Source organism: Planotetraspora sp. A-T 1434 (assembly GCF_025420585.1).
In the GTDB taxonomy this organism is placed as follows: Bacteria; Actinomycetota; Actinomycetes; order Streptosporangiales; family Streptosporangiaceae; genus JAOEGB01.
In genome coordinates this window covers 714,529-727,436 of the sequence record NZ_JAOEGB010000001.1, presented here as the reverse complement: position 1 = coordinate 727,436, position 12,908 = coordinate 714,529, and the positions used below count along the sequence as shown (strand labels likewise).

At 70.9% G+C, this 12,908-nt stretch carries 12 protein-coding genes; 5 read left to right on the top strand and 7 right to left on the bottom strand.

The window, feature by feature from the left end:
- The first annotated feature begins 11 nt into the window (after positions 1-11).
- Entirely contained in the window at positions 12-674 is a 663-nt protein-coding gene (locus tag N5079_RS03205; RefSeq protein ID WP_261581793.1) for a hypothetical protein, read from the top strand.
- 15 nt (positions 675-689) lie between these two features.
- On the opposite strand, the gene rlmN is transcribed toward N5079_RS03205, so the two are convergent.
- Positions 690-1,808 carry a 23S rRNA (adenine(2503)-C(2))-methyltransferase RlmN gene (rlmN, locus tag N5079_RS03200; RefSeq protein ID WP_261581791.1) on the bottom strand — a complete coding sequence of 373 codons (1,119 nt, stop codon included), beginning with the start codon at positions 1,806-1,808 and terminating at the stop codon, positions 690-692.
- 140 nt (positions 1,809-1,948) lie between these two features.
- Between rlmN and N5079_RS03195 the strand changes: the two genes are divergently transcribed.
- Positions 1,949-2,986: a suppressor of fused domain protein gene (locus N5079_RS03195; protein WP_261581790.1), complete on the top strand. Its 1,038-nt coding sequence runs from the start codon at positions 1,949-1,951 to the stop codon at positions 2,984-2,986.
- A 21-nt stretch (positions 2,987-3,007) separates the two neighbouring features.
- Here N5079_RS03195 and N5079_RS03190 read toward each other — a convergent pair whose 3' ends face one another.
- From N5079_RS03190 to N5079_RS03165, 6 genes are all read right to left on the bottom strand, one after another.
- A complete protein-coding gene (locus tag N5079_RS03190) occupies positions 3,008-4,114 on the bottom strand; it encodes a phosphatidate cytidylyltransferase (protein WP_261581789.1) in 1,107 nt (368 codons plus the stop codon).
- A gap of 101 nt (positions 4,115-4,215) precedes the next feature.
- Positions 4,216-4,773 carry a ribosome recycling factor gene (gene frr / locus N5079_RS03185; RefSeq protein ID WP_261581788.1) on the bottom strand — a complete coding sequence of 186 codons (558 nt, stop codon included), beginning with the start codon at positions 4,771-4,773 and terminating at the stop codon, positions 4,216-4,218.
- Between the two features lie 9 nt (positions 4,774-4,782).
- Positions 4,783-5,481: a UMP kinase gene (pyrH, locus tag N5079_RS03180; protein WP_261581874.1), complete on the bottom strand. Its 699-nt coding sequence runs from the start codon at positions 5,479-5,481 to the stop codon at positions 4,783-4,785.
- Between the two features lie 125 nt (positions 5,482-5,606).
- Positions 5,607-6,440, bottom strand: coding sequence for a translation elongation factor Ts (tsf, locus tag N5079_RS03175; protein ID WP_261581787.1), 834 nt, complete (start codon positions 6,438-6,440; stop codon positions 5,607-5,609).
- A 155-nt stretch (positions 6,441-6,595) separates the two neighbouring features.
- Positions 6,596-7,531: a 30S ribosomal protein S2 gene (rpsB, locus tag N5079_RS03170; protein ID WP_261581785.1), complete on the bottom strand. Its 936-nt coding sequence runs from the start codon at positions 7,529-7,531 to the stop codon at positions 6,596-6,598.
- A gap of 338 nt (positions 7,532-7,869) precedes the next feature.
- On the bottom strand, positions 7,870-9,498 hold the full coding sequence (locus N5079_RS03165; protein ID WP_261581784.1) for a CoA transferase: 1,629 nt from the start codon (positions 9,496-9,498) through the stop codon (positions 7,870-7,872).
- A 98-nt stretch (positions 9,499-9,596) separates the two neighbouring features.
- Here N5079_RS03165 and N5079_RS03160 point away from each other — a divergent pair, with 98 nt between their 5' ends.
- From N5079_RS03160 to dprA, 3 genes are read left to right on the top strand one after another with little or no spacing between them, the layout of a single operon-like run.
- Positions 9,597-9,950: a YraN family protein gene (locus tag N5079_RS03160; RefSeq protein ID WP_261581783.1), complete on the top strand. Its 354-nt coding sequence runs from the start codon at positions 9,597-9,599 to the stop codon at positions 9,948-9,950.
- A gap of 1 nt (position 9,951) precedes the next feature.
- Complete coding sequence (locus N5079_RS03155) at positions 9,952-11,553, top strand: YifB family Mg chelatase-like AAA ATPase (RefSeq protein ID WP_261581782.1); 1,602 nt, start codon at positions 9,952-9,954, stop codon at positions 11,551-11,553.
- Position 11,554: 1 nt separating this feature from the next.
- The gene (gene dprA / locus N5079_RS03150) at positions 11,555-12,748 is read left to right on the top strand and encodes a DNA-processing protein DprA (RefSeq protein WP_261581781.1); all 1,194 of its coding nucleotides are present in this window, start codon (positions 11,555-11,557) and stop codon (positions 12,746-12,748) included.
- Positions 12,749-12,908: the final 160 nt, after the last annotated feature.

The window sequence follows — 12,908 nt, the reverse complement described above, 5'->3', positions numbered from 1 at the left end:
GAGTCGCCGGGATGATCGCCCTCGTCCGGTTCAGAATCGCCGGATACGTGAGGTCGCACCGCGCCCTCCAGCCACTCATCGGGCTGCTGCCGCTGCTGGCGATTCTCTATGCCGCGCCGGTCCCGGCAGGCCAGGAGATCGGCGCCACGGCGGACTCCGCCGGCATCCTCATCCCGGTGTTCGCCTGGGCGGCTCGCGGCCTTCTCGACAGCGAGCCGGACGAGCAGCGGATGATCTCCATCACCGCCGCCGGTCGCAGGGAGATCATCAGCGGGATCCTCGCGGTCTACGCCTTCGACCTGGGCCTGGCCGCGATCGCCGAAGCGGCCTTGCTGGCCCGCCTTTCGTCCGGTCCGAGCCCGGTCGTGCTCCTCACGGGCGTGTGCCTGCACTTCCTGGCCGTCACCGCGGGCGTGGCGCTCGGGGCTCTGACCAGCCGCCCCATCCTGCCGTCTCCGGCCGTGTCCAGCCTCGTCCTGATCTTTGGCTATCTCGCGATGCTGCTCCTCAGCGCGTCCGGGGCGCGCTGGCTCACGGTTCCGGTCCTGACCTGGATGAAGGACGGCCACCACGGCGTGCTGCTGGACAACCTGCCGGGGCTCGCCGCCTGGTCGCTGCTCTGGCCCGTGGTCGGCCTCGCCGCCTATGCCTGGCTCCGCCGTACCCGTCCGTAGGGTCGCCGGCGACGCTCAGGAGCCGGGGGTGGCGGCGGCGAGCTGGCCGCAGGCGCCGTCGATCTCCCGGCCACGGGTGTCGCGCACGGTCACCGCCACGCCGTGGGACTCGAGACGGCGGACGAACGCGCGCTCGTCCTCGGGGCGCGACGCGGTCCACTTGGAGCCGGGCGTGGGGTTCAGCGGGATGAGGTTGACGTGGACGAGCTTGCCCTTCAGGAGGCGGCCGAGGAGATCCGCCCGCCACTCGTGGTCGTTGATGTCCTTGATCAGCGCGTACTCGATGGAGACGCGGCGCTTGGTCTTGGCCGCGTAGTTCCACGCCGCGTCGAGCACCTCGGCGACCTTCCAGCGGGTGTTGATCGGCACGAGCGTGTCGCGGAGCTCGTCGTCAGGGGCGTGCAGCGAGACGGCGAGCGTCACGGGGAGGCCCTCCCCGGCCAGCTTCTCGATCGCGGGCACCAGGCCCACGGTGGACACGGTGATCCCGCGCGCGGAGATGCCGAGCCCCTCGGGGGCCGGGTCGACGAGGCGGCGCACGGCGCCGATCACAGCCTTGTAGTTGGCCATCGGCTCGCCCATGCCCATGAAGACGACGTTGCTGACGCGGGCGGGGCCGCCGGGAACGTCCCCCCGGGCCAGCGAGCGGGCTCCGGCGACGACCTGCTCGACGATCTCGGCCGTGGACATGTTCCGGGTGAGGCCGGCCTGGCCGGTGGCGCAGAACGGGCAGTTCATGCCGCAGCCGGCCTGGGAGGAGACGCACATCGTGACGCGGTCCGGATAGCGCATCAGCACCGACTCGACGAGCGAGCCGTCGAAGAGCTTCCACAGCGTCTTGCGGGTCATCCCGTCGTCACAGGTGATCTCCCGGACGGGGCTCAGCAGCGACGGCATCAGCTCGGACACCAGCCGGTCGCGGCTGTCGCCGGGCAGGTCGGTCATCTGCTCGGCCGAGCCGGTGAGCTTGGCGAAGTAGTGCCGCGAGAGCTGGTCGGCGCGGAACGGCTTCTCCCCCAGCTCGGCGACGGCGGCCCGGCGCTCGGCCATCGTGAGGTCGGCCAGGTGGCGCTGCGGCTTCGCCCGGCGCGGCGCCACGAAGGTCAGCTGGCCGGTCTTTGGCTGCTCGCTCACGCAAAACCCTTCCGATCTCCTGCAGATGCGGTCTTAACGGCTGCGGCAAGCAGCTCTACATTCTCATCTGTGACGGTGTAGTCCCGGCGGTGATCCGGTGCTGCTCCGGTGGTGATCCCGCGGTGACCCGGAGGTGAGGCGTGGTCGGCACTGCCATCGTGCTCACCAGCCCCAATCCCTACGGAAGCCGCACTCTTACCATCGAGCACGACCGGGAGTCCTCCGTAGCTTACCTTCGGGATCCGAAGGGGGCGGTCCACGGAGCGGTCTGGCTGGCCAACCACGTGGCCGCTCCGGAGTCGATCGACCTGGGCCGCGCGAACGCGGGGCTGCCGCCGGTGATGCCCCTCGCCAACACCGCACACCCCGCCGGAACGCCGCCACTGGACCCGGCGACGCTGTCGGTGCTCTGGTTCGAGGAGGGCGACGGCGTCGCCCTGTACGAGAACCACGAGCTCCTGGCCGTCATTCCGGGCTGGGCCGACCTGGAGCGCGGAATGCCCGGGTACGCCAGGGACGCCGTTGGCGAGTCGCCGTTCGCGTGGTCGTTGAGCGAGGCGCTGGAGGGGCTCGCGCCCCGCGTGGCGAGGGCACGGTCCTACTGGCACTGGCGGGAGGCCGAGGGAAGCTGGGCCTCGTTCCAGCAGTTCGTCATGGGACACCTGGACGGCCGGCTCGGGCCGCCCGGACGGTTCTGGGACGTGAGCGGCGGCAGGCAGCCCATGGTGACGGTGAGCGAGCGGCCTGCCACCTTCGGGCGTGACTACACCGTCCTGTCCACGGTCGGCATGAGCTGCCAGCGGATGCCGAGGGCCGAGCTGTACGACACGGCCTGCCGGGTGGAGCTGGCCATCGCGACCCGGCAGGACCCGAGGGCCGCCGCGCGGCTGTTCCTCTGGCTGGGCCAGTATCCGTGGAAGTCGGTGACCTGGCTGGGGCACGGCCACACGGCCCGATGGTTCCAGGACCCCGGCACGTTCCCGCTGCAGGGCGGCCACCAGGGGGTCATCATGCTCGCGGACCCGCCCGGAATGCCAGATCTCAATGGGTTCGCGTTCGGCGGCGACGCGGTGCGCTGGCTGTGGCTCGTCCCGCTGACCGGCACCGAACTCCGCCTCGCCGCCGAGCGCGGGCATCAGGTGATCGCCGACCGCCTCGCCGTACAGACCAGGATCTAGGGCACGAAAGAGGGTGAGGAGTCAGCGCACGAAGAAGGTGAGCAGCAGCCAGACCGGGACGAGCGTGAAGAGCAGGGAGTCGAGCCGGTCCATGACGCCACCGTGGCCGGGCAGCAGCGTGCCCATGTCCTTGATGCCCAGGTCGCGCTTGATCACCGATTCGATGAGGTCGCCGAGGGTCGCGCAGACGACCACGACGGCGCCGACGACGGCGCCCTGCCAGTACGCGCCGTCGAGCAGGAAGTGCACAAGTAACGCCCCGCCGACGACGCACGCGAAGGCCGACCCGGCGAAGCCCTCCCAGGTCTTCTTCGGGCTGATGAGAGGCGACATGCGGTGCTTGCCGAAGAGAATGCCGGCGAAATATCCGCCAATATCGCTGCATACCGTCACGGCGACGAAGATGACCACCCGGTCTGCCCCGTCGTGGGGAGCCAGCAGGAGCGGGATGAAACCCGCGAGGAGCGACGGGTAGACGGCGATGGAGAGGGCGGCGGTCGCGTCCCTGACGTAGCCCTCCGCCCCCTGGAACATCCGCCAGGCGAGCAGCACCATCACGGTCACGGCGAAAGCGCCCAGGAGGAAGTTCGTCCCGCCCCACCAGGGGCCGACGACCATCGCGGCCATGCCCCCGAGCAGCGGGACGAGGGGAACGCGAATGCCCCGGACGGCGAACGCCTTCGACAGCTCGTGGACGCCCACGCCGACCGCCGCGAGGACCACGACCAGGAAGGCGGGCTTGAAGAGGTAGAGCGAGCCGATGACCACGGCGCCCAGCCCGGCTCCCACACCGATCGCGGCCGGGAGGTTCCGTCCCGTACGGCTCCCGCCTCCGGCCGCCGCGCCGGGGCCTTCCCCGGGGGCGCCGTCCGGCTGAGGAGCCGGCTCGCCGGACGCCTCCGGACCACGGCCGCCTGCCGGACCCGGCCCGGGCACGGCGTCAGGCTGGGATCCCGGCTCGCCGTCCGGCTCCGACGCGGGGCCACCGGCGGGTCCGGGGTCGTGCGGCAGACCGTCTCCGGAGCCGTTCATCGCGCGGCCCTGCGCGGCCGGTAGCGGGCCGGCTCCAGAGGGCCTGGCCGTACCCTCCGCGGAGTCACGGTCACCCGCGGCAGCCGTTCCGTCCAATGCGTCCTACTCCCTATGCACGTGATCCTTGTGCCGCGCTGGTCCCGCCGGACAGCGCGGCACAAGGATCACGGTTGTCCCAGTGCCCTCAGGTCGTGGTCTCAGACCTCGAGCAGCTCGGCTTCCTTGTGCTTCAGCAGCTCGTCGATCTTGGCGACGTGCTTCTGGGTGAGGTCGTCGAGCTCCTTGACCGCGCGGTGGACGTCGTCCTCGCCGACCTCGCCGTCCTTGACCAGCTTGTCGAGGATCTCCTTCGCGTGGCGGCGGATGTTCCGCACGGAGACCCGGCTGTTCTCCGCCTTGGTGCGGGCGACCTTGATGTACTCCTTGCGGCGCTCCTCCGAAAGCTCGGGGAAGACCACGCGGATCACCGTGCCGTCGTTGCCGGGGTTGACGCCCAGGTCGCTGTCGCGGATGGCCTTCTCGATCGCGGTCATCGCGCCCTTGTCGTAGGGCTGCAGGAGCACCATCCGAGCCTCGGGAACGTGGAAGGACGCGAGCTGCTGGATCGGGGTCGGCGATCCGTAGTAATCCACGTTGATCTTGTTGAACATCGAGGGCGTGACCCGGCCGGTGCGGATGCCGGCGAAGTCGTCCTTGGCGACCGTCACCGCCTTGTCCATCTTCTCCTCCGCCTCGAGGAGGGTTTCGTCGATCACTGTGGCTCCCTATTTCCCTGCCGGACTCACCAGCGTGCCGATCTTCTCACCGCGGACCGCCCGCAGGATGTTGCCCTCGCCCATCAGGTCGAAGACCACGATGGGCAGGCCGTTGTCCATGCACAGACTGATCGCGGTGGCGTCCATGACTCCGAGACCGCGCGTCAGCACCTCACCGTACTCAAGCTGGTCGAACCGGACCGCGTCGGGGTTTTTCCGCGGGTCCGAGTCGTAGACGCCGTCGACCTGGGTGCCCTTCAGCAGCGCCTCGGCCCCGATCTCCAGGGCGCGCTGCGCGGCGCAGGTGTCGGTCGAGAAGAACGGCGACCCGAGCCCGGCGCCGAAGATGACCACACGGCCCTTCTCCAGGTGCCGGATGGCCCGGCGCGGCAGGAACGGCTCGGCGACCTGCTGCATCGTGATGGCGGTCTGAACGCGGGTGTCGATGCCCCGCTTCTCCAGGAAGTCCTGCAGGGCGAGGCAGTTGATGACCGTCCCGAGCATCCCCATGTAGTCGGCCCGGGCGCGGTCGATGCCGCGCTCCGACAGGGCCGCGCCGCGGAACATGTTGCCGCCGCCGACGACCACGGCCACCTGCACGCCCTCACGGACCGCCTCGGCGATGGAGTCGGCGAGCTGGGCGACGACGAAGGGGTCGATCCCGAGAGGCTCGCCGCCCGCGAAGGCCTCGCCTGACAGCTTCAGCATCACGCGCTTCCAGCGCAGCGGCCCGTCGTACGACGAAGCCGCCGGCGTGGCGGGTTTGGTGTTCTCCTGCACGGCGGCGGCCTCCTCGGTTGTGACTTCGACTCAAACGGCTCCTGGCTGTAAGCCTAAGCCTGGCCGACCTTGAAGCGGGTGAAGGCCAGCACCTTTACGCCGGCCTCGTCCGCGACCTTGGCGATCGTCTTCTTGTTGTCCTTCACGAAAGCCTGCTCCAGCAGCGTGAAGTCCTTGTACCAGCCGTTGACGCGGCCATCGACGATCTTGGCGATGGCGGCCTCGGGCTTGCCCTCGTCGCGGGTCATCTGCTCGAAGAGCGACCGCTCCTTCTCGACGACGTCGGCGGGCACCTCGGCCGGGCTGAGGTACTTCGGCGCCATCGCGGCGGCGTGCTGCGCGATGTCCTTGGCGATCTCGGCGTTCGGCTTGTCGAGCTGGACGAGCACGCCCACGGCGGGCGGGAGCTGCGGGTCGGTCTTGTGCATGTAGGAGGTGATGAAACCACCCTCCAGCAGCGAGAACCGGCGGATCTCGATCTTCTCGCCGAGCGCCGCGTTGGCCTCGTCGAGCAACTCCTTGACCGTCTTGCCGCCGATCTGCGACTCGAGCAGGGCCGGCACGTCGGCCGGCTTCGACTCGACGATGTGCTCGACGATCTCGGCGGCGAGCTCCTGGAACCGCTCGTTCTTCGCGACGAAGTCGGTCTCGCAGTTGAGCTCCAGCAGCGCGGCGAGCGAGTCGCCCTCGTGCTTCACGGCGACGAGGCCGTTGGAGGCGGTGCGGGCCTCACGCTTGCCGACGTCCTTGGCGCCCTTCAGACGCAGGATGTCGATGGCCTTGTCGATGTCCCCCTCGGACTCCTCAAGGGCCTTCTTACAGTCCATCATGCCGGCGGCGGTCAGCTCACGGAGCCGCTTGACGTCGGCCATGTTCACGGAAGCCATTGTCCTATTTCCTCTTCGGGACCCAGGTGCGAATCAGTGGTGATCTCAGACGTCGGCATGAGATCAGATGTCTCGTGGAGCCGGGTGGGCGCTCTCGCCTGCGCGCGGGCGCCCACCCGGTGGAGCCTTGCGTTCCCCGTACGGGAACGGTGGAACTAGGCCTGCTCGGCGGCGTCGGCGGCGGGCGCCTCAGTCGTCTCGGCGGTCTCGCCCGTCTCCGCGGACTCGCTGGTCTCGCCGGTGTCGGCGGACTCGCCGGCCGGAGCGGCCTCGGCGGTCTCCGGAGCCTCGGCGGCGGCCTCACCGGCGGGGGCGCCCTCGAGCAGCTCCCGCTCCCACTCGGCCAGCGGCTCGGCGGCGGCGACACCGGCCGGCTTCTCGTCACCGCGACCGGCGCCCGCACGGGTCATCAGACCGTCGGCCACGGCGTCCGCGATCACGCGGGTGAGCAGGCTGACGGCGCGGATGGCGTCGTCGTTGCCCGGGATCGGGTAGTCCACCTCGTCCGGGTCGCAGTTGGTGTCGAGGATCGCGACGACCGGGATGCCAAGCTTCTTGGCCTCGTTGATCGCGATGTGCTCCTTCTTGGTGTCCACGATCCAGATGGCGCTGGGAACCCGGGCCATGTCGCGGATGCCGCCGAGGGTGCGCTCCAGCTTCTCCTTCTCGCGGCGGCGCATCAGGAGCTCCTTCTTGGTGAGCCCGGAGCCGGCCACGTTGTCGAAGTCGAGCTCCTCCAGCTCCTTCAGACGCTGGAGCCGCTTGTGCACGGTCGAGAAGTTGGTGAGCATGCCGCCCAGCCAGCGCTGGTTCACGTACGGCATGCCGACGCGCGACGCCTGCTCGGCGATGGACTCCTGGGCCTGCTTCTTCGTGCCGATGAACATGATGGAGCCGCCGTGCGCGACGGTCTCCTTCACGAAGTCGTAGGCGCGGTCGATGAACGACAGCGACTTCTGCAGGTCGATGATGTAGATGCCGTTGCGCTCAGTGAAGATGAAGCGCTTCATCTTCGGGTTCCACCGGCGAGTCTGGTGGCCGAAGTGGACGCCGCTCTCGAGCAGCTGTCGCATGGTGACGACAGGAGCCATGGTGATGGTCCTCCATGGTCGTGTGCCGTTTCCGGCACGGTCTCGGTTGTGTCCGTGGGCCCGTCTGCACCACGGCCTGACGCCCCGTGCCGCCCCTGCCGGACGGAATCCGGACCGAGAGGGCAACTCGTGAATGGGCGCGTGAATTTGGCCCACGTGGTTGTAGGCCGTCGAACAGTCTACCCGGATCCGCCCCGTCGGTTGACCGGCTCCGTTACCCGCCCCGCCGACCGCCCCCTGGTCCCGGGACGTTGGCCGCCGGGCCTCCGTCTGTGAGACCGCCGTGCCTCCGTCTGTGGGACCGCCGTCCCGCACGGTCGCCATCCACCTGCGGGGCCCTACACCCATGAGGCCGGATGCTCGCCCCGGCGGGGTGGCGGGCTCGCCCAGTGCGGCCGGGCGCCCTTGATGAGGCCCGGGGGCGTGACGTACGTGAGCATGCCGAACCGGCTGGCCATGGTGGCAAGCAGGCCGTCCGTAGAGGGCCCGGGGATGCCGTCGCCGCGGAGCCTGCCGAGCCCGTCCAGCCACATGGCGGTCCGCGCGAGCGAGACCTCGACCTGCCAGGAGCCTCCTTCGAGGGTACGGCGCAGCAGCCCGGCGATCGCGCCGAAGGCCGCCAGGAAGCCACTGGCGTGGTCGAGGGCCTGCGCCGGCAGCGGACGGGGCCGCGAGCCGTCGCCGTTCTCATGGGCGATGCCGCAGGCCATCTGGACCAGGCTGTCGAACCCCCTCCTGTCCGCCCACGGGCCGCGAGAGCCGTACGCGGAGATCTCCACGGACACGATCCCGGGCCGCAGCTCGGCGAGGTCCTCGGGCCCGAACCCCTTCTCGCGCAGCGCGCCGGGCCGGTAGGCCTGGATGACCACGTCGGCCCGCCGTACCAGCTCCCGAAGGACCTCCGGCTCGGAGCGGAGATCGATGTGACAGGAACGCTTACCGAATCCCGTCTCCGCGACCAGCCCCGGAACCTCGGGGAGATGGGCGGCCCCCACCCGCAGGACCTCCGCGCCATGGGCGGCGAGGGTCCGGGCGGCCACCGGCCCGGCGATCACCCTGGTCAGGTCGAGGACCCGCACCCCGCTGAGCGGCCGGTCTCCGGCAACCGTGCGGGCGCCCTCCCGTGATGACGTGGCCCGCGACGCGCCCTCATATGGCGTGGCGGGCTCAAGGAGCTCGGCGTGCCCAACTCGTCCTCGAAGGCCGGCATCGGGGCCGAGATGCCGTGCCCGCTCGCACTCCAGTGGCTTGGCGTGGCCGGGCCGTACCCGATTGGCGGGCTCCGGTAGCCGTGAGAGGCGGACCAGCGGCAGCCCGGCCACGGCGCGTCCCTGCGGATGCGCGAGCCATTCGGCCCGGGTCCGCATGGCGGCCGCGCAGCCGCCCGCACGGGTCACCGCCTCCTCGATCTCGATGGCGGTACGGCCGGCGCAGGCGCGGACGAGATCGTCCTTTCCGGCGTGGGTGGGCAGCCCCAGGCACCTGAGGGCGGCGTCCCTGTGATGGTCGAAGTTGCAATGCAGCCGCACCCAACCGTCCGAGGCGCGGTAGTCGCCCGACAGAGGCGCCCAAGGGTCGAGCGGTGTCCCATCGACCCGGAAATGCCGCTCACTCTGGAAGGCGACCGCCGCATGCCTGACATCGGCAACGACCTCGGGGCCAGCCCCCAGGGACTCGCCGGACTCCATGCCGGAAGCCGGCGACCCCGCCGGACCGGATCCGCGCGGCGGGGCAGCCTGGCGGCCGGAGCCGAGGGGCTCGTTCTTTCGCTGGTGCCAGTAGCCGGCCGCGGCTGCCGTGGCGGCGCCGATGCCCGCCGCGGCAGCCGTACCGATCATGAAGACGGACGGCAGCGCGGGCTCCTCACCGGTCACCTGAACCTCGGGGAGCACGACTCCGACGTCCTCTCCCAGCTGTTTGATCAGGCCCTCGATCACCGCGGTCCCTCCTTCGGCCAGCTCGTCCACAGTAGCGATCCACAATCCACCGGCTTATCCACAGAAACCTGTTCGGGTATCCGGCGCTGGGGCCTTCTCGGCGAATCTCGGCGGCCGGAGGTGGTTTCATGGCCGCGAAAGATCAGCTGGGCAGGCACGGCGAGCAGCTCGCCGCCGACTATCTGAATGCCCTCGGTGTGCGCGTCCTCGATCGCAACTGGCGCTGTCCCGAAGGTGAGATCGACATCGTGGCGCGTGACGGCCACGCCCTCGTCGTCGTGGAGGTCAAGACCCGCTCGGGCCGGAGCCACGGGACGGCGTTCGAGGCGGTGACCCGCGACAAGCTGCTCAGACTGCGCTCCCTGGCGGGCCGCTGGCTGGCGGCGCGGCCGGAGAGCTTCGACACGATCCGGGTCGACGTCATCGCGCTGGAGCGGTTCGCGGGCGACTTCGCCATCCGCCATGAGCGGGGGGTGATCTGACATGGCCGTGGCGCGGACGCGATGCGTGGCCCTGGTCGGCGTGAACGGGCACATCGTCGAGGTCGAGGCCGACGTGGGGCCCGGGGTGGTCGGCACGCATTTCATCGGACTGCTCGACATGGCCATCAGCGAGGCCCGGGGACGCGTCCGGTCGGCGCTGATCAACAGCCGGTTCGACTGGCCGGACGCCCGCGTCACGGTCAGCCTGTTCCCCGCGAGTCTGCCCAAGCGCGGGTCGATCTTCGACCTCGCCATCGCGATCGCCGTGCTGGCGGCCGCGAGGGCGGTCCCGGTCCAGCGGGTCGCCGAGCCGGTGTTCCTCGGCGAGCTGGGGCTGGACGGCCGGGTCCGGCCGGTCCGTGGTGTGCTGCCCGCGGCGCTCGCGGCGGCGGAGGCCGGTGCGCGCACCATCGTGGTGCCGTCGCTCAACGCGGCCGAGGCCGCCCTCGTACCGGGGCTCACCGTGGTCCCGGTCGTCAGCCTGGGCGAGCTGGTCGAATGGCTCCGCTCCGGCGACCTTCGCCGCCTGCCCGTCGTCGCCGACGCCGCCTCACTCAGCCCGGATGACGCGCCCGCCGCCGGGCCGGGCGGAACCGGCCTCGTAGCGGACAAGCCGCCCTCCGCCGGACCGTACGGCAGGCGTGAGCCGGACATGCGGGATGTCGTCGGCCAGCCGGTGGGTCGCAAGGCACTGGAGGTGTGCGCCGCGGGAGGGCACAACCTGTGGATGCTCGGCCCTCCGGGCACCGGCAAGACCATGCTCGCCGAGCGGCTGCCGACACTGCTGCCTCCTCTGGAGCCCGATCAGGCGCTGGAGGTCACCGCGATCCACTCGGTGGCGGGGACGCTGCCGCCCGGGCGTCCGCTGCTCACCCGTCCCCCTTTCACGGCGCCCCACCACACCGCGACCGTGGCCGCCGTCGTCGGGGGCGGAAGCGGCGGGCTCGTCCGTCCAGGCGCCGTGTCGCTCTCCCACCGGGGCGTGCTCTTCCTCGACGAGGCCCCCGAATTCCAGACCAGCGTGCTGGACTCGCTGCGGCAGCCGCTCGAATCCGGCAAGGTCACGATCGCACGCGCGATGGGCACGATCACCTTCCCCGCGCGGTTCGCTCTGGTGCTGGCGGCCAATCCCTGTCCCTGCGGCAATTCCGGCACGCCGGGGCATCCCTGTCGCTGCACCCCGACCGCCCGCCGTCGTTACCTGGCGCGGCTGTCGGGTCCCTTGATCGACCGGATCGACGTGAAGGTCAGGATCGGCCGCGCGACCCGGGCCGAGCTGCTGGCGGACCGGCATTTCACCGAGCCCAGCCAGGTCGTGGCCGACAGGGTGCTCATCGCGCGTGAGCGGGCCGCCAAGCGCCTCGCGGGAACGCCCTGGCGCAGCAACGCCGAAGTGGCCTCGGCGGCCCTGCACAACGACTTCCGGCTGTCCGCCGGCGCCCTGGCGCCGCTGCACCGGGGGCTCGACCTGGGCACGCTGAGCGCGCGCGGGCTCGACCGTGTTCTGCGCGTGGCCTGGACACTTTCGGATCTGAGCGGCAAGGACAGGCCGGGCGAGCCCGAGACGTCCGCGGCACTGGCGATGTGGTTGGGGGTGGAGTGACATGTCGATGTCGCTCGACTGCGGTGGACAGCCGCTGGAGGACGATCGGCTGGCCAGGGTCGCGCTCATGCGCGTCGCCGAGGCCGGCGACCCCGTCATGGGCCGGCTGATCGCCTGGTACGGCCCGCGAGGCGCGCTCGACCAGGCTCGGCGGGGAGCACTGGAGCCGGAGTTCGCGAGGAGGGAGAAAGAGCTCGCCGAGGCCTCCCGGCGACGGCTCAACCTCGAACAACTGGTCGCCGGCTGGGCGGCCCGCCAGGCCGACCCGGCCGCCGACCTCGCCCAGGGGCGGCAGCGCGGAGCCCGGCTGATCATCCCCGGTGATCCGGAATGGCCGACCCAGCTCGACGACCTCGGCGACTACCGGCCCTACGGGCTCTGGCTGGACGGCGAGGCCAACCTGCGCTTCTCCTGCCTACGCTCGGTCGCGATCGTCGGGTCGAGGGCGGCCACCGCCTACGGGGTCACGGTGGCGTCCGAGTTCGGCTCGAGGCTCGCCGACGAAGGGTGGTCGGTGATCAGCGGTGGAGCCTACGGGATCGACGGCGCCGCCCATCGCGGCGCGCTCGCGGGCGGCTCCCCGACGGTCGTCGTGCTCGCCTGCGGGACTGACGTCTGCTATCCCCGCGCCCACGAGGACCTGTTCCGCGCCGTCCGCTCCCAGGGCGTGGTGATCAGCGAGTGGCCTCCCGGCGTCCATCCCACACGGCCGCGCTTCCTGGTCAGGAACCGGGTCATCGCGGCGCTGTCGCGGGGCACGGTCGTCGTGCAGGCCGCGGTGCGTAGCGGAGCTCTCAACACCGCCACGCACGCGTCCACCCTCAACCGGCAGCTCATGGCCGTGCCGGGGCCGATCACCAGCGAGAACTCCGAGGGCTGCCACGTGCTGATCCGCCAGGGAAAGGCGGTCTGCGTGACCTCCGTCGAGGAGGTGATCGAGCTGGTCGGCTCGATCGGCGCGGACCTGGCACCGGAGCCCCGAGGACCGGTACGGCCACGCGACGGCCTGAACGACGAGACGAGACGAGTCCTGGAAGCGGTACCAGCCCGCGGCGGCGCCGGGCCGGCGACCATCGCCGTGGCGGCGGGCGTGGACATGACGACGGCACTGAGCTGCCTCGGCAGTCTCATGGCGGCCGGTTTCGTAGAGCCCGTCGCCCGAGGCTGGCGACTCCGCCCCGCCCGCCACCCCTAGTCCCGCAGGCGAGCGCCCGCCATGGCAAGGTCGCGCCGGCCCCCAGGTTGCGGGAGCCGCCCCTTGGGACACGAGGTGGAAACTCCACTTCGGGGCGGGCCACTCCCCCGGGACAGGAGCGACTCCCCTGGGACGCAGGCTGACACTTCGGGAGCCGGAG